The 18042-nt window shown below is 29.8% G+C and carries 16 protein-coding genes; 8 read left to right on the top strand and 8 right to left on the bottom strand.

The annotated features are described in order from the left end of the window. Nucleotides 1-14 precede the first annotated feature (14 nt). The gene (atpA, locus tag ACJ6WR_RS10155; protein ID WP_035620159.1) at nt 15-1592 is read left to right on the top strand and encodes a F0F1 ATP synthase subunit alpha; all 1578 of its coding nucleotides are present in this window, start codon (nt 15-17) and stop codon (nt 1590-1592) included. Between the two features lie 91 nt (nt 1593-1683). Continuing rightward, a complete protein-coding gene (gene atpG, locus ACJ6WR_RS10150) occupies nt 1684-2544 on the top strand; it encodes an ATP synthase F1 subunit gamma (RefSeq protein ID WP_039113326.1) in 861 nt (286 codons plus the stop codon). Between the two features lie 138 nt (nt 2545-2682). Here the strand turns inward: atpG and ACJ6WR_RS10145 are convergent, their stop codons facing one another. From ACJ6WR_RS10145 to ACJ6WR_RS10110, 8 genes are all read right to left on the bottom strand, one after another. Then, nucleotides 2683-3318 (bottom strand): ATP-binding cassette domain-containing protein, encoded by a 636-nt coding sequence (locus ACJ6WR_RS10145; protein ID WP_086895511.1) that lies wholly within the window; start codon nt 3316-3318, stop codon nt 2683-2685. Nucleotides 3319-4314: 996 nt separating this feature from the next. Then, the gene (locus ACJ6WR_RS10140) at nt 4315-4449 is read right to left on the bottom strand and encodes a hypothetical protein (RefSeq protein ID WP_255398715.1); all 135 of its coding nucleotides are present in this window, start codon (nt 4447-4449) and stop codon (nt 4315-4317) included. 252 nt (nt 4450-4701) lie between these two features. After that, complete coding sequence (locus ACJ6WR_RS10135) at nt 4702-4836, bottom strand: hypothetical protein (RefSeq protein ID WP_409417730.1); 135 nt, start codon at nt 4834-4836, stop codon at nt 4702-4704. Nucleotides 4837-5003: 167 nt separating this feature from the next. Next, nucleotides 5004-7151, bottom strand: a complete 2148-nt coding sequence (locus tag ACJ6WR_RS10130) for a peptidase domain-containing ABC transporter (protein ID WP_409417729.1) — start codon at nt 7149-7151, stop codon at nt 5004-5006. Between the two features lie 6 nt (nt 7152-7157). Beyond that, complete coding sequence (locus ACJ6WR_RS10125; protein ID WP_086895514.1) at nt 7158-7679, bottom strand: redoxin domain-containing protein; 522 nt, start codon at nt 7677-7679, stop codon at nt 7158-7160. 165 nt (nt 7680-7844) lie between these two features. Continuing rightward, nucleotides 7845-8477: a hypothetical protein gene (locus ACJ6WR_RS10120; RefSeq protein WP_409417728.1), complete on the bottom strand. Its 633-nt coding sequence runs from the start codon at nt 8475-8477 to the stop codon at nt 7845-7847. A gap of 154 nt (nt 8478-8631) precedes the next feature. Then, on the bottom strand, nt 8632-8799 hold the full coding sequence (tatA, locus tag ACJ6WR_RS10115; protein ID WP_082001808.1) for a twin-arginine translocase TatA/TatE family subunit: 168 nt from the start codon (nt 8797-8799) through the stop codon (nt 8632-8634). A gap of 396 nt (nt 8800-9195) precedes the next feature. Beyond that, complete coding sequence (locus ACJ6WR_RS10110; protein WP_039113334.1) at nt 9196-9399, bottom strand: hypothetical protein; 204 nt, start codon at nt 9397-9399, stop codon at nt 9196-9198. 372 nt (nt 9400-9771) lie between these two features. On the opposite strand from ACJ6WR_RS10110, the gene ACJ6WR_RS10105 reads away from it, so the two are divergent. From ACJ6WR_RS10105 to ACJ6WR_RS10080, 6 genes are all read left to right on the top strand, one after another. Then, the gene (locus ACJ6WR_RS10105) at nt 9772-11493 is read left to right on the top strand and encodes a helix-turn-helix domain-containing protein (protein WP_409417727.1); all 1722 of its coding nucleotides are present in this window, start codon (nt 9772-9774) and stop codon (nt 11491-11493) included. A gap of 144 nt (nt 11494-11637) precedes the next feature. Continuing rightward, complete coding sequence (locus ACJ6WR_RS10100; protein ID WP_165763180.1) at nt 11638-11802, top strand: hypothetical protein; 165 nt, start codon at nt 11638-11640, stop codon at nt 11800-11802. A gap of 208 nt (nt 11803-12010) precedes the next feature. Continuing rightward, on the top strand, nt 12011-14179 hold the full coding sequence (locus tag ACJ6WR_RS10095) for a prolyl oligopeptidase family serine peptidase (protein ID WP_409417726.1): 2169 nt from the start codon (nt 12011-12013) through the stop codon (nt 14177-14179). Between the two features lie 18 nt (nt 14180-14197). Beyond that, on the top strand, nt 14198-16396 hold the full coding sequence (locus tag ACJ6WR_RS10090) for a lantibiotic dehydratase family protein (RefSeq protein ID WP_409417725.1): 2199 nt from the start codon (nt 14198-14200) through the stop codon (nt 16394-16396). Between the two features lie 241 nt (nt 16397-16637). Continuing rightward, nucleotides 16638-17504, top strand: a complete 867-nt coding sequence (locus ACJ6WR_RS10085; protein WP_409417724.1) for a thiopeptide-type bacteriocin biosynthesis protein — start codon at nt 16638-16640, stop codon at nt 17502-17504. Nucleotides 17505-17568: 64 nt separating this feature from the next. Beyond that, nucleotides 17569-18012: a GNAT family N-acetyltransferase gene (locus tag ACJ6WR_RS10080; protein WP_323490030.1), complete on the top strand. Its 444-nt coding sequence runs from the start codon at nt 17569-17571 to the stop codon at nt 18010-18012. Nucleotides 18013-18042: the final 30 nt, after the last annotated feature.

Below are 18042 nucleotides of genomic sequence, written 5' to 3'. Positions count from 1 at the left end.
ATTATAAATTTAAGATGGCGGAAATCAAACCTGCTGAAATTTCAGCAATATTAAGAAAGCAAGTAGAAGGTTTTGAATCTGGTGCTACGCTAGAGGAAGTAGGAACGGTACTTCAAGTTGGAGATGGTATTGCTCGTATTTACGGGCTATCTAATGTACAATACGGTGAGTTAGTTGAATTTGAAAACGGACTTGAAGCTATTGTATTGAACCTTGAAGAAGACAATGTTGGTGTGGTACTTTTAGGACCATCAACAGGAATCAAAGAAGGATCAACTGCAAAAAGAACACAACGTATTGCTTCTCTTAAAGTAGGTGAGCAAATGGTAGGACGTGTAGTGAACACTCTTGGTTTTCCAATTGATGGAAAAGGACCAATCGGTGGAACATTATATGAAATGCCTTTAGAAAGAAAAGCTCCTGGAGTTATCTTCCGTCAGCCAGTAACTGAGCCATTGCAAACAGGTATTAAAGCTGTTGATGCTATGATCCCAGTTGGTCGTGGACAACGTGAGCTTGTTATTGGTGACCGTCAAACAGGTAAATCAACTGTTTGTATCGATACAATCTTAAATCAAAAAGAATTTTACGATGCAGGAAAACCTGTATTTTGTATATATGTTGCAATTGGGCAAAAAGCTTCAACTGTAGCAGGAATTGCTAAAATGTTAGAAGAAAAAGGTGCAATGGCTTATACAGTTATTGTTGCTGCAAATGCTTCTGACCCAGCTCCAATGCAAGTTTATGCTCCTTTCGCAGGTGCAGCAATTGGAGAATATTTTAGAGATTCAGGTCGTCCAGCACTTATCGTGTATGATGATTTATCTAAACAAGCTGTTGCTTACCGTGAGGTTTCTCTTTTATTAAGAAGACCACCGGGACGTGAGGCATATCCTGGAGACGTTTTCTACTTACACTCTCGTTTATTAGAGCGTGCTTGTAAAGTAATTGCAGATAATGGAATTGCTAAAAACATGAACGATTTACCAGATTCTATTAAGTCTATCGTAAAAGGTGGTGGTTCATTAACTGCTTTACCAATTATTGAGACTCAAGCTGGTGACGTTTCTGCATATATCCCAACAAACGTAATTTCGATTACAGATGGTCAGATTTTCCTTGATGGAGATTTGTTCAACTCTGGAGTTCGTCCTGCTATTAACGTAGGTATCTCAGTTTCTCGTGTTGGAGGTAATGCACAAATTAAATCAATGAAAAAAGTATCAGGTACTTTAAAATTAGACCAAGCTCAATTCCGCGAATTGGAAGCGTTTGCTAAATTTGGTTCTGACTTAGATGCTGTTACTTTAAACGTAATTGAAAAAGGAAAAAGAAACGTTGAAATCTTGAAACAAGGTTTAAATGATCCTTATACAGTTGAAAACCAAGTTGCTATTATTTACGCTGGTTCTAAAAACTTATTAAGAAACGTTCCTGTAAATAAAGTAAAAGAATTTGAAGCAGATTTCTTAGCATACCTAAACAGCAAGCATAAAGATACTCTTAATGCGCTTAAAGCAGGTAAACTAGACGATAACATTACAGATGTTATTGAAAAAGTAGCAAAAGAAATTTCAGCAAAATATAACTAATAAGATAATTGGATAATTAGATAATTAGAAAGATCAAAGTGTTTTTCTAATTATCTAATTGACTGATTTTCAAATTTTCTAATTAGAAAAGATGGCAAATTTAAAGGAAATCCGTAATAGAATTACTTCCGTTTCATCTACGATGCAGATTACATCGGCGATGAAAATGGTTTCTGCTGCAAAGCTTAAGAAAGCACAAGATGCAATCACAGCGATGCGTCCTTATGCCGAGAAATTAACGGAATTATTACAAAACCTTTCTGCAACACTTGATGGTGATGTAGGAGGAGATTTTACTACACAACGTGAAGTAAAGAAAGTATTAATTGTAGCAATAACATCTAATAGAGGTTTATGTGGTGCATTTAATACCAATGTAATAAAGGAAGCAAAAGTACGTTCTGAATTTTATGCCGGAAAACAAGTTGACATTTTTGCTATAGGTAAAAAAGGAAATGATGTTTTAAGCAAAACACATTCAGTAATAGACAATAAAAGTTCAGTTTTTGATGACTTGACTTTTGATAACGTAGCTGAAATTGCTGAAATTTTAACTCAACAATTCTTAACTGGAAAGTATGATAAAATTGAATTGATTTATAATCAATTTAAAAATGCTGCGACTCAAATTGTTCAAACTGAACAGTTTTTGCCTTTGGCTCCAATAAAATCAGATGTACCAGTTTCGACAGGAGATTATATCTTTGAACCTTCAAAAGAAGAAATCGTGTTAACTTTGATTCCTAAATCATTAAAAACACAATTATACAAAGGTATTCGTGATTCATTTGCGTCTGAGCATGGTGCACGTATGACTGCTATGCACAAAGCAACTGATAATGCAACTGAGTTAAGAAATCAATTGAAATTAACTTATAACAAAGCACGTCAAGCTGCAATTACAAACGAAATCTTAGAAATCGTTGGTGGAGCAGAGGCTTTGAAAGGATAGGAAAAATTTTAATTTTTCAAATCTTCAAAATTGCAAAGCAATGAAAGGATAAGAAAAATTTTTAAGTATATAAAAAAGAGCCAACAATTGTTGGCTCTTTTTTTATGTCTATATTTTAGAAGTTGAGAGGGATAAATTTTACTTTAAAAAAAGTTCTTCTTCAATTTTTGAAAATTCTTCTTTTTCATATTCTTTGATAGCTGTATTTTTTACCAGAAAAATTTTGTCGCAGTCTTTATATAGAATTTCCAGAATATGTGAAGAAATAAGGACTATACTTTTTTGAGATAACTCTCTAATATAATTCATCAACAGATAATTAGATTCTAAATCGAGACCATTAAAAGGTTCGTCAAAAATATAAATTGGATATTCTCTTTGGAATACGGCATTCATGTAAGCCTTTTTTTTCATTCCAGTCGAAAATGTCTTGATGAGTTTATCTTGTGAGACATCAAACAAATTGGTTTTATTTCCAGTTTTTAGATTTAGTAATTCTTTATAAAAATTTGAAAATTCTGTAGCAGTAAGTTCATCGTAAACTGGTACTTCAGTTGGGAAAAATGCTATTTCGTTATGTTTAATGGGCAAATCAATGTAGGATATTGTTCCTTCAAAATCTATTAGTGCAGTTATAATTTTAAATAATGTAGTTTTACCTTCGCCATTTTTCCCAACGACTCCATATATTCCATTTTTTGAAATTGAAAGATTTATATCCTGTAAAACAGTTTTATTTCCAAATGCTTTCTTCTTGATATTAATCTGTAACATATTTCAAATTGTTTATTGTTTTTATTGACTTATAGTATAAATAAGGTAAAATTAAAAAAGGTATTCCAATTTGGATATTTATAATAAATAAAGCGAAAAAAATCTGTTGTAATAAACTATTGCTAAAAAAAGTGTATTTAAACAAGATGCTAATTATTGGAAATAAAAAAACTAATGGTACAAACAGTAGTAAATCCCATTTTTTGAATATTAATAGACATAAAATTAAAGCTGTACTCAATAGTAAGGTGTTGTATATCGCAACTTGAATTTGCTTTAAAAGATATTTCCCAGAATCGAAAGAACTTATTTTTATATGAATTATGTTCTCTCTATTAAAGGATGGTAAACAGCCAATAAAAGAAACTAAAAATAAGCTGGCAAGATTTAGATTATCATTATTGTATTGGTCTCCCATTACATTAAGGAAAATAATCAAAGGTATAAAAAGGATAAGTTTATTTTTTCTAAAGCAAATATGCCAAAATGGATCAAATAATCTGAAGGGATACTTTATGGTTTTAAGCCCTAGTTTATTTAGTAGAATCAAGAAATACAGTATTAGAGAGTGTATTATAAGAATATCCCAACGTTGGTTTATAAGATAAATAATTATAAACGGAAAACTATATATTGTGTATTCCAGGAACAATAAAAGACGATAATTTTTATTTACCCTCAATAGCTCTATGTCCTTTCTGTTCTGATGATAAAAGGCTATTTCTAAAGTTGTTATTAAAAAGAAATAATTGTATTTTGGAAATAATTGATTTAGAAAATAAATAATAACTGCGTAAAAAGCCAAGAACAATCCTATTGCTAAATAGTCATCTTTTGGTAATATTTTTCTAAATCGGATTAGGATTAAATACTTTAATATTTTTATCATTTCTTATTTTAAAAAGCAGTCATTAAGCAAAATGTAATATTATTTTCCTGCTATAAAGGCTGCAAAATAGATAAAAAAACAAAGCCGCAAATAATCAAATACAATTATTATCCTTCAAACTCTTTTTTCCAAGCTTTTAAAATACCAGAGAAATCCCATATCTTTTTTTGGTATTTTGTTACCAAAAATATTAAAACAACAACATCAAATAATAAAAACAACAATATTATGTATAAGCTCATAGCTATTAATTTAAGTAGTATTGTGTATATATTGGTAAATCTCCGAAATTCTACATATTCATAGCATAAATTATCTATTCATAAATGCATATGTAAATCTGCCCAATTCAAAACCGATGTAAGTTAATATAGCGGATATCCATAATAACCATACTATGAAATTGTTGGTTTCCTCTTTGGCATAAAGAGCTATTTTATTCATATACTTTTTCATGTTTTTATAGTTTAATTAGTTAGTAGTTTGAAGAGTTGTTAATGGATGAAATTATAATATGCTTTTCCTATTACGCATCCTGCAAAATATAAACTAGCCCATAATATAACTGCTGATAGGACTATCTTAGCAAGAGTGTCGATATTTATAATATTGTTTTGGTTTTTCATCATTTATATATTTTTAAGATAATAACACCCTAAATATAGAATTATTTATGATAACACCACATTATTTTGTAAATAAAATCTGTAAAAACATTAGGAATGCATAAATAGAAGAAAGAATAATCAATTTTATTTTTTGAGTTACATCTAGTTTCATTACAATAGCAATTGTTTTATTCCCAGTATTCACTATAAAAATTTTTAGTTTCCATTAATTCTAAATGACTTCCTGATATGGAAACTGTTTTGTCTTCTAGAATATAAATAGTATCGGCTATGTTTTTTAGCATATTTAAGCGATGTGAGATAAAAAAAATGGCACATTCTTTTTTAATTTTTTGCAATAGATTTATAGTAAATTGTTCTGTGTTTCGATCCATTGCAGCGGTAGCTTCATCCAGAATTAAAAATTGAGGTTTTTTGTATAAAACTCTAGCCAAAGCTATAATCTGTTTTTGACCTCCTGATAAATTGATTCCTTCTTCACCAAGAATAGTTGTTAAGCCTTGGGGCAATTGACTAAAATAAAAATCAAAACCATATTCGGTTATAAATTTCATGAAACCTTCTGGTGTTTCCTCTTTGCCAAGTAAAATGTTATCAATAACGGTTCCTTTAAAAATGGTAATTTCTTGAGGAATCACAGCCAGTAAATCTCTGTAGTGTTTAAGACCAATTTTTTTAAGGGAGTATTTATTATTTACAATAATATTCCCGTTTTCAAAATCATAAAAGCGCTGTAATATTTGCCCTAAGGTGCTTTTCCCGCTTCCACTTTCTCCAACAACAGCTATAAATTTGCCCTTTTCCATATCTATATTTACATCATGGAAAAGTTCACTTCTTCCTGCAAAGCGGAAAGAAAGATTTTGAATAGAAATTTTCTCAATTTCAAAAACTTCTAAACCATCTTCAGTTTCTTTTTCTATCGATGCAAATTCATACATTCTATTAAAAGCAATTTTAGCCTCATTTATAGGAATTGATATTAGAGCTAAATTTGCAATAGAAGGGAGCAAAGCTCCTACAATACCTAATATAGCCATCAATTCACCAATTTTAATTTCATCATTAAAAACCTGAACAGAAGTATAAATCAAAATACTGATTGAAAAAATAAGACTTGCCAATCCAGATTGCCAAGACAGGGTGATGTTGATTTTTCCTAGATTGAATTTTTTTTCTTGAAAATCAGAAAAAATATGTTCGTTTAATTTATTAAAAAGAGGTTGTTTATTGTCAATTTTTATAGTTGAAATCCCTTGAATAGTATTGATATAATTACTTTCATTAAGAGCGTAACTCTGCATAACTTCTTTTTGAGAGTCCATTATTTTTTTATTTTTACTATAAATAATGAAAAAATATATAGGCAAACTTAATAAGGAAATTAAGCCCAGCTTCCATGAATAACCAAACAGGAATACTAACGAAATAATAGCGACTAAAACATCAATAACAAAAGTACTGGTGAGCATTTTAATTACACCTTGTACACGTTGTACATCGTTTAATCGTGCTACTAGTTCTCCTATTTGTCGAGTATCAAAAAAAGGTTTTGGCAATTGTAAAAGAGAAGAAAAAAATGAATTGTTTATTCGGTTATTAAAATCTTTGGATTGTTGTAGTAAGAAGTATTCTCTTAAAACAGCTATTCCTACTTTGGCCAAAAGCAAAATGACTAATAGAGAAATTCCTGAGATTAGCTTTTTGATATTGTGTGAAGGTAAAATATCATCTATGAGTTTTTGAGAAAATAATGCCATCGACATTCCTAAACTAGCGATAAAAATACCTAGTAAAACAGAAATCCCAATAAGTTTGTAATCTTCCTTCACTACGTCCAGAAACCATTTTATCTGAGCTTTTTTATCTGTCTTTTCAGTTATGAAATTTTCATTTGGTTCCAGGGTCAAGCAAGTTTTTGAAATCCAAATTGTTTCTAACTCTTCTACTGATAAATTGTAAAGGCCTTTTGCAGGATCTCCAATCAAGAAACCTTTGCTGTCATCATATTTATAACACACAATATAATGTTGTAGTTGGTTGTCTATAAGGACATGAAGAATAACAGGTTGTTTGTGAGTAATAAGCGTTTTTATATCTGCCTCATAACCTTCTGCCGTAAAACCTAATTTATTTGCAGCTTGGTAAAGCCCTAGTGTTGTAGTACCTTGTTTGGTTGTACCACTTATTTCTCGAAGTTTTTCGGTAGACTGATTTCCGTTATATAATTTTATAATCGATAATAAACAGGCTACGCCACAATCGGATTGGTCCAATTGTAGAGTATGTGTTTTCTGAATTTGTTTTATCTTCATTATATTTTATTCGAGATTCATTTGTTTTATCAAAACTTCGATTTTAGTCTGACCTTTTATTTTCTTAATTAGGTTCTGCTCTTTATCATAAAGGACTAAACATGGCAATGACTTAATATCAAAAGTAGAAGCGAAAGTAACTTTGTTATCACATAAAAAATAAACGTTGTCATAAGTGGTTAATTGATGTTTTTGGGCAAATATTTTTATGTTTTCCGGTTTTTCAAATGAGACGAAAATTAATTGGAAATTACTCAAACGCTCCATGTTTTCTTTAATCATTTTAGCTTCTTCATGGCAAAATTCACAATCTGTATTAAAATAAATAAAAATTGTTGCAGTCTCTTTCTTTAATTTTTGATTGGTGAAAATACCTCCTGATATATCTTGGTATGAAAATTCAGGAATGTTTTTTATATTTTGTGCAACCTCTTTTTTATGGTTTATCTTAGACACAATTAAGTAACCTAAAAAAAGTAAAATGCCAATGAATGTTATAAGAAGAATGATTTTTAGAGATTTTTTCATTTTTCTGGTCCTTTATTCATAATCAGAGACATTATAAGGCAAATCATTGCAATAGTTCCCATAGCTGCTTGAAGAATATCTTCATTATAAAAGAAATACCTTACTATATGCGCAAAAAGCATGATAAAGCATGCAATAAGAAATAATTTTTTAGTGTTAGACATGTTAAGAATAATTAAGGGTGAAAAACATAACGATAGTTATCCATAATAATAAAGTGGGACCATAACTATAAGCTACAATTTTAAGCCCTTTATCCATATTGGTTTCGGTTTCTTTGCCTATAAAATAAGCAAGGATAAGCCAGTATGCCAACTCGAATAAATTGAGTGTTTGAAAGGGATAAATAAACCAAGATTCTAAATCTTTGTAGCCTACTATATTTAATGCTGATAAGGGGTAGTAATATTGAATATCCTCTAAATCGTATTTGGTTTGAAAAAAATAGAACCAAATAATTTTAGTAATAGGAACAAGCAGAAAGACAAACTCAGCTTTAATTGCAATAGTCCATAATGATTTGTATGCTACTTCTTTCTGGCTAAAAAAATAAGTACCCATGTATAACACAATGGCGATTACACTTGTTTTTATTGTAATGTATACAGGAATGAAAAAATAAGAAACCCACTTCCATTTATTTTGAATTTCAAAAAAGTGGTTTAGTTGTTGAGAGCTTAGATTTTCTGCCATTGAATTGTAAAGTAACTTGTCAATATTTAAAACTGATTTTATAATCTCAGTAATTAGGATTAAAGCGATAGAAAGAAACAAGCATTTAATAAAAGGATTTTTCATTTTTTTTCATTTAAAAATACGCAACAATCCTTCCTTGATTTATGCAGCATGAAGTACAGATATGTGTTTTTAAAATATTTAATAACGATTCTTGATTACAAGAAGGATTGCAAACTTGTGTTATAAACATCATAAAAATAAAAGATTGAGTTTATTATTTATTTTCAGTTTCATCTTCTTTAAGATTGTCATTAGATGCTTTCTTAAATTCTTTGATGCCATTTCCGATACCTTTCATTAATTCAGGTATTTTTTTTCCTCCAAATAATAATATAATTGCAAGGATTATAAGTAAAATTTCTGTAGTTCCTAATCTTCCCATAGATTTTGTTTTTAATAAAAACGACCTCAAACAAAGTTTGTTTAAAAGGTCGCTTTTAAATGAATTATTTGTTAGTCTTTTTTTATGGAATCTGTATCCTAATCCAATTATTATAACTAGAAGAGATAAAATTAATACCGAATTATTCATAATTTTATTAATTCAGATGTTTTTTTCCGAACAAAAAAAGTATAATAAATATTGGCAAAAGTTATGAAAACCCGATTTTTCCATAAAATAAGTTTTAAGTAACCTCAAACATATTATATTTGAGGTTAAATATTTTAAACAGAGGCAAAATCATTTTTTTCTGTCCTTATAAATTTTATACCTATAACCTATTGCTATTATTATAATTAGCAACATCATTGTTATTGACCCTCTGTTCATAATTTTTTAATTTAGTAGAAAACAAGCAGCAGTTGCTAGACCACCAACTAATGGATTCAAACCTGCTGCAACACCAGCAGCTAAGCCAGTTAAAGCACAGCCCCATTCTCTGGAAGTTGAACTCCCACCACCAGTATCATCATCATCTTTTTTAGGTTTTATTTGTCCTCCTAATAAAATTTCCATTTGATTTAATTCTAATTTTTTCATTGTATAAAAATTTAATTGGTTAATAATAATTTTATTGAATTCCCATTTGTTTTATTTTTAAAGGTTATAAAACAATTAAACAATCCTTGATAAATTGGCCAAATTATAATTTATAGAAAAATAGAGTATTCTAAAGTAACGTCTTACTAAAAAACAATCTCGTTTTCTTCTGCCAAAACTATGTCAAACATCATATTGAAAGCAAATGGTCGTTATCGGGATTCGGGAAAACCGATATAGATCTCAGGAATTTCGTATTAAAAACACGGTTAACTATGTGATTTTTAGTGTTTTTCTTGTGGTTCGTTAAATTAGCAATTTGTTGGTTTAATTGTACAAGTTTGCTGTATTTTTGTAAGAAAATTAAATTTAATGAAGAGCTTTATCTGGAATATGAAGGTTTTATTGTTTTTATTGCCGATAATCGTATTGGGACAAACTCCAAAAAAAGAGTATGCAAAACTTTCTTATGATGAGTTGCATGATTTGTATTTTGCTAATGAAAAAGATAAAATAGTGCAACAGCAATGCGCACAAGCTTATTTGGCTAAAGCCAATAAAGAAAACATTCCTATCCAAAAAGCCAAGGCAAATTACCAATTTGCCCTTTTGTATTATGATAAAGATGTCAGTAAAGCCATTATGTATCTGGATAGTGTGATTAAATATTCTCAAAATACAGGTCATAAATTTTTTCCTGCTGCGGCTTATTGCGAAAAAGCAGATTTACTTCAAAGACAATTTAAGTTTAAAGAAGCTTTGAATAATTATAATTTAGCCGAAAAAATAGCGCTTAAAACAAATATCGATTACTATTATGTAGTGCGGGGATATATAGCTATTACGAAATCAGAAGATTTAGGAGATTTTAAAGAAGCACTCGATATTTATAAAGAATGTTATCGGTATTATAAGAGCAAAGATGTAAGAAATCCGAAACTTGGCAGGGATTATCTAACTGTTATTTTTGGAATAGCAGATTGTTATAAATCGTTACATAATAAAGATTCAACTACTTATTACAATAAATTAGGCTACAGAGAATCATATATAACAAAAAATGAAGAATATAAGTACCTGTTTGTTTTAAATGAGGGAGCGAACCAAGTAGAAGGAAAGAATTATAAAGTAGGTTTGGACAGTATTAGTAAAGCATTGCCCAAGATGATCAAATATGATAATGTTAGTAATGTATTAGCAGGGTATTTTTATTTGGGTAAAGTCTATGAGGGATTGGGGAAAAAAGCAATAGCTGCTGAAAATTTTATTAAAGTAGATTCTATCTATAAAGTAACAAAAGAAATAAGTACCGAATTTATAGATGGATATCCGTATTTGATTTCATATTATAAAAATTTAGGAGATAAAGAAAATCAATTAAAGTACATAACTGCCTATATGACGATAGACAGTACTTTACAGAAAAATTATAGAGAATTAAATAAGTTGGTGCATAAAGAATATGATATCCCACGTTTAATTTCCGATAAAGAAGCTCTTATAGAATCTCTGGGCAAGGATAAAATAAAGACATATTGGGGATTTGGAGTTTTATTTTTAATAACCATTGGTATGGGGGGTTTTGGTATCTATCAGTATAAACTTAAGAAGAGATATCGTTCCCGATTTGAAAAAATAATAAATGAAACGACAGGAAAAGAGGGCAATGGAATTGAGGAAAATAAAGATAAAGAAATTAAAATAGCTGTAACAAAAATTGAAGATATTGGAATAGCTGAAGAATTAGTGAACCAGATTTTGGAAAAGCTGGATGATTTCGAAAACAAAAAAGAATATCTAGAATCGAATATTACGGTACAAATGTTGTCTACCACATTTGTGACGAATACAAAATATGTATCCAAAATAGTAAATGTGTATAAGGGAAAAACTTTTACCCAATACATAAACGATTTAAGAGTTGAGTATGCAATTACCCAATTACAAGAAAATAAGATGTTAAGAAAATATACCATTCAGGCTCTTGCTTTGGAATTTGGTTTTAACAATGCGGAATCCTTTTCGGCTGCTTTTTATAAAAAAACAGGTATCAAACCAACTTATTTTATTAAGGAGCTCGATAATGTCACATAATAGTAAAGCTTTTATTCTTATGTTGTTATAAGAATCTACAAACTCGAAATTCCCGAATTTCGATATACACTAGGTGATTGTTTAGTAGTTTTGTAAGAGAGCTGTTCTATATTTGTAAGTAAATAATAAATATAATTTATAAAAATGAAAACGAAAAGAGAAAAAAAAGAAGTTAATAAATTTGATTTAGAAAGATTTGTAATAGCAAAATTAAAGAATCCACATTTAATTAAAGGGGGAGGAAATGGCACTGAAGGTGAGCCGGTTACTAATCCAAAATTTAAAAAATCGACAGATTATTGTAAATAGGATAAAATTATTTATGCTATTTATATGCAGTTAGTTATTAACTGAAATTTAATTAAGATAAATAATGACAAAAGATAAAAAAAGTTTCATTTTCGAAATTATCCAAATCGGGTAAAGTTTTAAATGTGTATAATGCGATGCAACTTGCAGAAAAAGTGAGCAAAAAGAAACGATAATAGATACCATGATAACATTAAGTATAAATAAATTGAAAAAAATTATAACATTATTAGTCATTAGTTTTTCTGGAACTATATTGGCTCAGTCTCCTGCATTGGCTCCATCAATTCCAGCAACCGATGTATATCATGGAATTGAAGTTGTTGACGAGTACAGAAATTTAGAAAACCTGGAAGCCCCAGCTGTTATTGATTGGATGAAAAACCAAACGATTTATACTGAAGCAACCTTGAAAAGTATTTCTAAAAGAAATGAATTTTTAAATCGAATGCTAAACATAGATAAGAAAACAGAATTTTTTTATGGTGCTATAAATACAACTACAGATGGCACTAATTTTTATACTAAAATGCGTAATGACGAAAACTATCGAAAATTGTATTGCAAAAAAGGAATTAATGGTAAGGAACAATTACTTTTTGACCCCAAGGATTTTAAACCAGAGGATAATAAAAAATATTTAATAAGTTATTATAAGCCTACCAAAGACGGTTCTAAAGTAGTTATTGCAGTTACGGAAGGCGGAAAAGAAATTGCCGAAGTTGTTATTTTTGATGTACTAAAAAATAAGATGTTACCAGAGATTATTGCCAATACCTGGCCAAGTGGAATAGGAGGAATAAGTTGGTTGCCCGACAACTCGGGAATTGTTTATGTTCATATTCCTAATATCGACATGAAATCTGATGATTTTATTATGAACACAAAGGCTGTTGTTTATAAACTTGGAAGTAACCCTAATACGATAAAAGATATTTTTTCGATATCAAATAATCCTGAATTAAAATTAGACAAGGCAGATCTTCCTATTGTAACAATTCCTCAAAAATTTAATAATTACATATTTGGACGCGTGGGTGGAGCCACCAATTATAGTGATTATTTTTATGCAAATGCGGTAGATGTTTATAATGATAAAGTGATTTGGAAACCCTTTTTTAAAAAAGAAGAAAAAATTAAAAGTTTTATAATAGACGGAAACGATGTGATTTTTATTTCAGAAAACAATAACAAAAGTCAGCTATGTAAAACATCTCTTGATTCTCCGAATTTTTCAACTCCGGAGGTTATTGTTCAGCAAATAAAAGATGAAATAATAGATGATGTTGTAAAAACAAAAGATGGATTTTTCTTTACAACAGTAAAAAATGGAGTTGTAGCAAATTTTTATTTTTATAACGGAAGAAATTATAAAAAAATAATTATGCCAACACCTTCTGGTAAAATTTACATGCAAACCATAAGTGAAGATGTATCGGATATTTGGATTTCTTGTTCAGGATGGACTCAAAATAGAAAAAGATATAAGTGCGATATTAAAACAGATACCTTAAGACCGGAAGATTTTCGTGAACAGCCAGATTATCCCGAATATAAAGATATAGTAGTAGAAGAAATAGAAATAATAACACATGACGGATTAGCTTTACCTCTAACGATTATTCACAAAAAAGGATTGGATAAAAATGGTAAAAATAGAGTAATCATGGATGGATATGGTGCTTATGGGGATTCAAACGAAGCTTATTTTAATCCATATAGTTTATTATGGGTTTTAGATGGAGGTATTCTGGTGCATACACATGTGCGAGGTGGTGGAGAAAAAGGCGATGCATGGCATAAAGGCGGTTTTAAGAAAACAAAGCCAAATACATGGAAAGATTTTATTTCGAGTGCAAAGTTTTTAATCAAGGAAAAATATACTTCTCCAGAATACTTGGGTGTAGAAGGTGTAAGTGCTGGCGGCATCTTAATAGCCAGAGCGATTACAGAAAGACCAGATTTATTTAAAGCAGCAATTATCGATGTAGGATCGATAAATGCGGTTCGTGCTGAAATTGCACCCAACGGGCCAAATAATATAAAAGAATTTGGAACTGTTAAAAATGAAGAAGAGTTTAAAGCATTGCTAGAAATGGATGCATTTCATCATATAAAAAAAGGAACAAAATATCCTGCAACCTTGATAACTGCTGGTATGAATGACCCTCGTGTAATTGCTTGGATTCCGGCTAAGTTTGCAGCCAAACTTCAAGCTAATAATTCAGGAGATAACCCTATATTTTTAAATGTAGGTATGGAAAGTGGTCATGGTGGAGATGTATCTTTTGATAAATTAAATGATAGACTTGCCGATTCTTATGCTTTTTTTTATTGGCAGTTGGGGCATCCAGATTACAAATTAAAGAAGGAATAATGTGTTTAAATCAAAAGAATGAACATTTATAAAGTTCATCATTTTTCCCAGTATGTTTTACGAACGCCTTTATTTCCTATTTCTTTTTATTTAAATGTAATAGAGAATCATTCTCAGGAAGGATTATTAGAGGCGTTTGAAAACCAGTTGGTTCGGGAAGCAATTTATATCGCATCACCCGAATTGGTGTTGGCCTTAGATAAATGGAAAAAAGATTCTTCTGTTCTTTCGAACAAAAAAGAGAACGGTCTAGAGATTACCTTATTAAAATACATTGCCAGAATGTCTGCAAGGTGTACTCCTTTTGGGTTATTTGCTGGATGTACTACAGGAAAAATAGATTCGGAAACAAATTGTATTCTTAAATCGCCAGCTAGTTTTAATCGTTTTACGCAATTTGATAGACAGTTCTGGTTAGGAATGTTGCAGGAATTTGGGAAACGAAAAGAAATTAGAAATCATCTTGTATATTATCCTAATACTTCAGTTTATACTCTTGGCGATTTCTATCGCTATGTAGAGTATAAATATGTAAATACTAAAAGGGAGCATAGTATTTCGGCACTAAGAAAATCAGAACTTTTAGAAACGGTATTGCTTCATGCAAAGTCAGGAATAAGGGTTGATGAAATTGTTTTACATCTTATCGATGATTCTTCTGAAAAGGAAGACGCATTAGCTTTTATTTACCAATTAATCGATTTTCAGTTTCTTGTAAGCGAGATTGATGGTACTATAACAGGTAAAGAGGAGTGGGATAGTGTATTTACTATTTTTAATAAAATTCCCAAATTACAACATGATAATAAACAATTGCAAATTCTTAAAAAAGGGCTTTTAAAATTAGACAAGAGCTTGATTCCTGTAGAAAACAGTTATACCGAAATAAAGGAATTAATCCAAAACATGGATTTGTCTTATGATGAAAAATATCTTTTTCAGACTGATTTAAACACAGCTACCTATGTAAATGTATTAAGTGAAAAAGTTCCAGAAAAAGTAATGCAAGCGATTCGTTTTTTAAACGGAATTCAAAATTCTAAAAAGTTTACAAATCAGACCAATTTTATAAAAGCATTTAATCAAAGATATGAATCAAAAGAAATGCCACTAACTACAGTTCTGGATACAGAAACGGGTATTGGCTATCTTCAAGACTCAGATATGAATGATGTTCATGACATATTAGAACGGTTCTCTTTTCAAGGTACAAAACCGAAAACAGAGAATCAATCTTGGAGTGCTTATGACTACATCATAGAGAAAAAATTGCAAGAGGGTGTTGTAAAAAAAGAGAAAAGCATTCTATTTTCAGAAAAAGATTTTCCTGATTTTGATGCCAATTGGGATAATGCTCCAGCTACATTTTCGGTAATGATCGAACTTTTAAAAAATGAAGAAATTAGTATTGAATCTTCAGGAAATAGTAGTGCGGCAAAATTATTAGGACGCTTTTGTAATGGAAACAAGGGGATTCATAATTTGACAAAAGAAATTATTGAAAAAGAAACAAAATATCATTCTGATAAAATCTTGGCAGAAGTGGTACATATTCCTGAATCAAGAACGGGGAATATATTACGAAGACCAGTTTTAAGAGATTATGAAATTGCCTATCTTTCTATTCCTGGTGTAGCAGAAGAGAAAGCAATCGATTTAAATGATTTGATGATTTCTATTAAAGAGAATAGGATTTTTTTGCGATCTAAAAAGTACAATAAAGAAGTTGTTCCTTGTTTATCTAATGCTCATGATTATTCTAATAATAAATCATTACCCATTTATCATTTTTTATGTGACTTACAAAGTCAGGATTTAAAACCTATTTATAGTTTTAATTGGGGTGTTTTGGATTTGCATTATGATTATTTCCCACGAGTATTATATAAAGACGTTATTCTTTCGAAAGCAAAATGGATGGTGGATAAAAAGGAAATAAACCAGTTTTTAAAAATGGAAGAAAGCGGTTTATTTGAAGCTTTTACAATTTGGAAGAATGAACGCAATATACCCCGACTTGTAAATTGGATTAACACAGATAATACACTTTTACTTGATTTAGAAAAAGAGATTTGTATGAAGATGTTTTTAAAATCGGTTCAAAACTATAATAAAATTACGCTGGAAGAATTTTTGTTTACTGGTGATTCTGTTGTTAAAGATGCCAATGGAGAAGATTTTACAAATCAATTTATATTGTCATTTTACAAAGAGTAAATAGACTTTGAGAATAGAGACGCAATGGACGCGGATGATACGGATTCGCTATCGCGAAAACACGGATAAAAGCGGATTTTCTTTCTGTTGTCTTTACCGCAGAGCACGCTAAGAAGAAACGTAGGGGACACAAAGCTTTGCGAACTTTGTGAAAACTCTTTTAAACTTTGCGGTTAATTTTTTTGCTACAAATTATACAAATAAAAATCTGCTAAATCTTTGCGGTTAAAAAAACATAAAAATGAAAAGAGATTTTTGTTTAGGGAGTGAATGGTTGTATTATAAAATATACACAGGAGTTAAAATGACCGATATTGTTTTAGTAGAAAAACTATATCCTATTATTTCATTATTAAAAGAGAAAAATTTAATAAGTAAATGGTTTTTTATACGATATAAAGACCCTGATGAACATTTGAGGATTCGTTTTTTGGTAGCTTCACCTGATAGATTATCTGAAATAATAGCAATGCTTTATCCTGTTTTGGATGAGATGATAGAACAAAATATTGTTTGGAAAGTAAAAACGGGTACTTATAAAAGAGAAATTGAAAGGTATGGCCAGAACACAATGATTGATTCAGAATTTCTTTTCTACCAAGACAGTGAAATGGTTTTGCAATATTTAATCTTAAAATCGGGATTTGTAAATAACAGCATACCATTGCTTTTTAGTTTTTGTGCGATTGATAGTTTTCTAAATTCATTTTTGTTAACAAGTGCAGATAAACTAAAGCTAATGGATGAGTTGCAATTATCTTTTAAAGAAGAATTTAATGCCGATAAGAATCTTAAAAAAGAAATGGATAAACACTATCGAGAGTTATTTCCTGAAATGAATCGATTTTTATTTGATAAAAGTATAAATGATTATCCTGAAGTTTTTGAATTTATACAAGAAAAACAAAATGAAGTAGATAAAGTGATTTTACAGATTAAAGAAAATCTAGAAATTTCTCTATCAAGTTTTTTAAAGAGTCACATACACATGATGGTAAATAGGCAGTATACATCCAAACAAAGAATGTATGAACTATTAATTTATGATCATTTATATCGATATTATAAAACAATAGCCTATCATCAATTGGCTCCAATTGAATCATGATTATAGTGACACCAATTATTAATCAGTTTTTTTGATTAATTTTGGCTTCTATTTTTATATCAACATGCAATTTATAATCAAAGAACTAATTACTATTGAAGAAATGGTTGCTCAAATTGCGACCATGCAGTATTTATATCCTAATCTGGATTTGGAGAAATATGAATTATACCTATCAGAAATGGTTCCTCATAATTATACCCAAATTGCTGTTTTTGAGGATGATATTTGTTTAGGAATTACAGGATGTTGGTCATCTACAAAGCTTTGGTCTGGAAAATATTTGGAGATAGATAATTTTGTTGTGCATCCAGATCATCGTTCTAAAGGAATCGGGAAATTACTGACGGATTATATTGAGAAAAAAGCACTTGATTTAGGATGTTCTAATATTGTTTTGGACGCATTTACTTCTAATTTTGCCGCACATCGTTTTTATTATAATCAAGGTTATGGCCCTAAAGGATTTCATTTTGTAAAAATATTAGATGAAAATAAGTTGACTTAATATAAAAAAGCATAACATTTCCTTAATGAA

This window comes from Flavobacterium sp. PS2, assembly GCF_046250155.1.
Classification (GTDB): domain Bacteria; phylum Bacteroidota; class Bacteroidia; order Flavobacteriales; family Flavobacteriaceae; genus Flavobacterium.
The sequence above is the reverse complement of the archived record's forward strand: the minus strand, read 5'-3'. Positions and strand labels throughout refer to the sequence as shown.

What these genes read in the sequence shown, in the direction of transcription:
- ACJ6WR_RS10145 (WP_086895511.1), bottom strand. Translation starts at nt 3,318, where the DNA reads ATGTTACAGATTAATATCAAGAAGAAAGCATTTGGAAATAAAACTGTT.
- tatA (WP_082001808.1), bottom strand. Translation starts at nt 8,799, where the DNA reads ATGGGAAGATTAGGAACTACAGAAATTTTACTTATAATCCTTGCAATT.
- ACJ6WR_RS10085 (WP_409417724.1), top strand. Translation starts at nt 16,638, where the DNA reads ATGAAAAGAGATTTTTGTTTAGGGAGTGAATGGTTGTATTATAAAATA.
- atpA (WP_035620159.1), top strand. Translation starts at nt 15, where the DNA reads ATGGCGGAAATCAAACCTGCTGAAATTTCAGCAATATTAAGAAAGCAA.
- ACJ6WR_RS10090 (WP_409417725.1), top strand. Translation starts at nt 14,198, where the DNA reads ATGAACATTTATAAAGTTCATCATTTTTCCCAGTATGTTTTACGAACG.
- ACJ6WR_RS10100 (WP_165763180.1), top strand. Translation starts at nt 11,638, where the DNA reads ATGAAAACGAAAAGAGAAAAAAAAGAAGTTAATAAATTTGATTTAGAA.
- ACJ6WR_RS10080 (WP_323490030.1), top strand. Translation starts at nt 17,569, where the DNA reads ATGCAATTTATAATCAAAGAACTAATTACTATTGAAGAAATGGTTGCT.
- ACJ6WR_RS10110 (WP_039113334.1), bottom strand. Translation starts at nt 9,399, where the DNA reads ATGAAAAAATTAGAATTAAATCAAATGGAAATTTTATTAGGAGGACAA.
- ACJ6WR_RS10130 (WP_409417729.1), bottom strand. Translation starts at nt 7,151, where the DNA reads ATGAAGATAAAACAAATTCAGAAAACACATACTCTACAATTGGACCAA.
- ACJ6WR_RS10140 (WP_255398715.1), bottom strand. Translation starts at nt 4,449, where the DNA reads ATGAGCTTATACATAATATTGTTGTTTTTATTATTTGATGTTGTTGTT.
- ACJ6WR_RS10135 (WP_409417730.1), bottom strand. Translation starts at nt 4,836, where the DNA reads ATGATGAAAAACCAAAACAATATTATAAATATCGACACTCTTGCTAAG.
- ACJ6WR_RS10105 (WP_409417727.1), top strand. Translation starts at nt 9,772, where the DNA reads ATGAAGAGCTTTATCTGGAATATGAAGGTTTTATTGTTTTTATTGCCG.
- ACJ6WR_RS10125 (WP_086895514.1), bottom strand. Translation starts at nt 7,679, where the DNA reads ATGAAAAAATCTCTAAAAATCATTCTTCTTATAACATTCATTGGCATT.
- ACJ6WR_RS10120 (WP_409417728.1), bottom strand. Translation starts at nt 8,477, where the DNA reads ATGAAAAATCCTTTTATTAAATGCTTGTTTCTTTCTATCGCTTTAATC.
- atpG (WP_039113326.1), top strand. Translation starts at nt 1,684, where the DNA reads ATGGCAAATTTAAAGGAAATCCGTAATAGAATTACTTCCGTTTCATCT.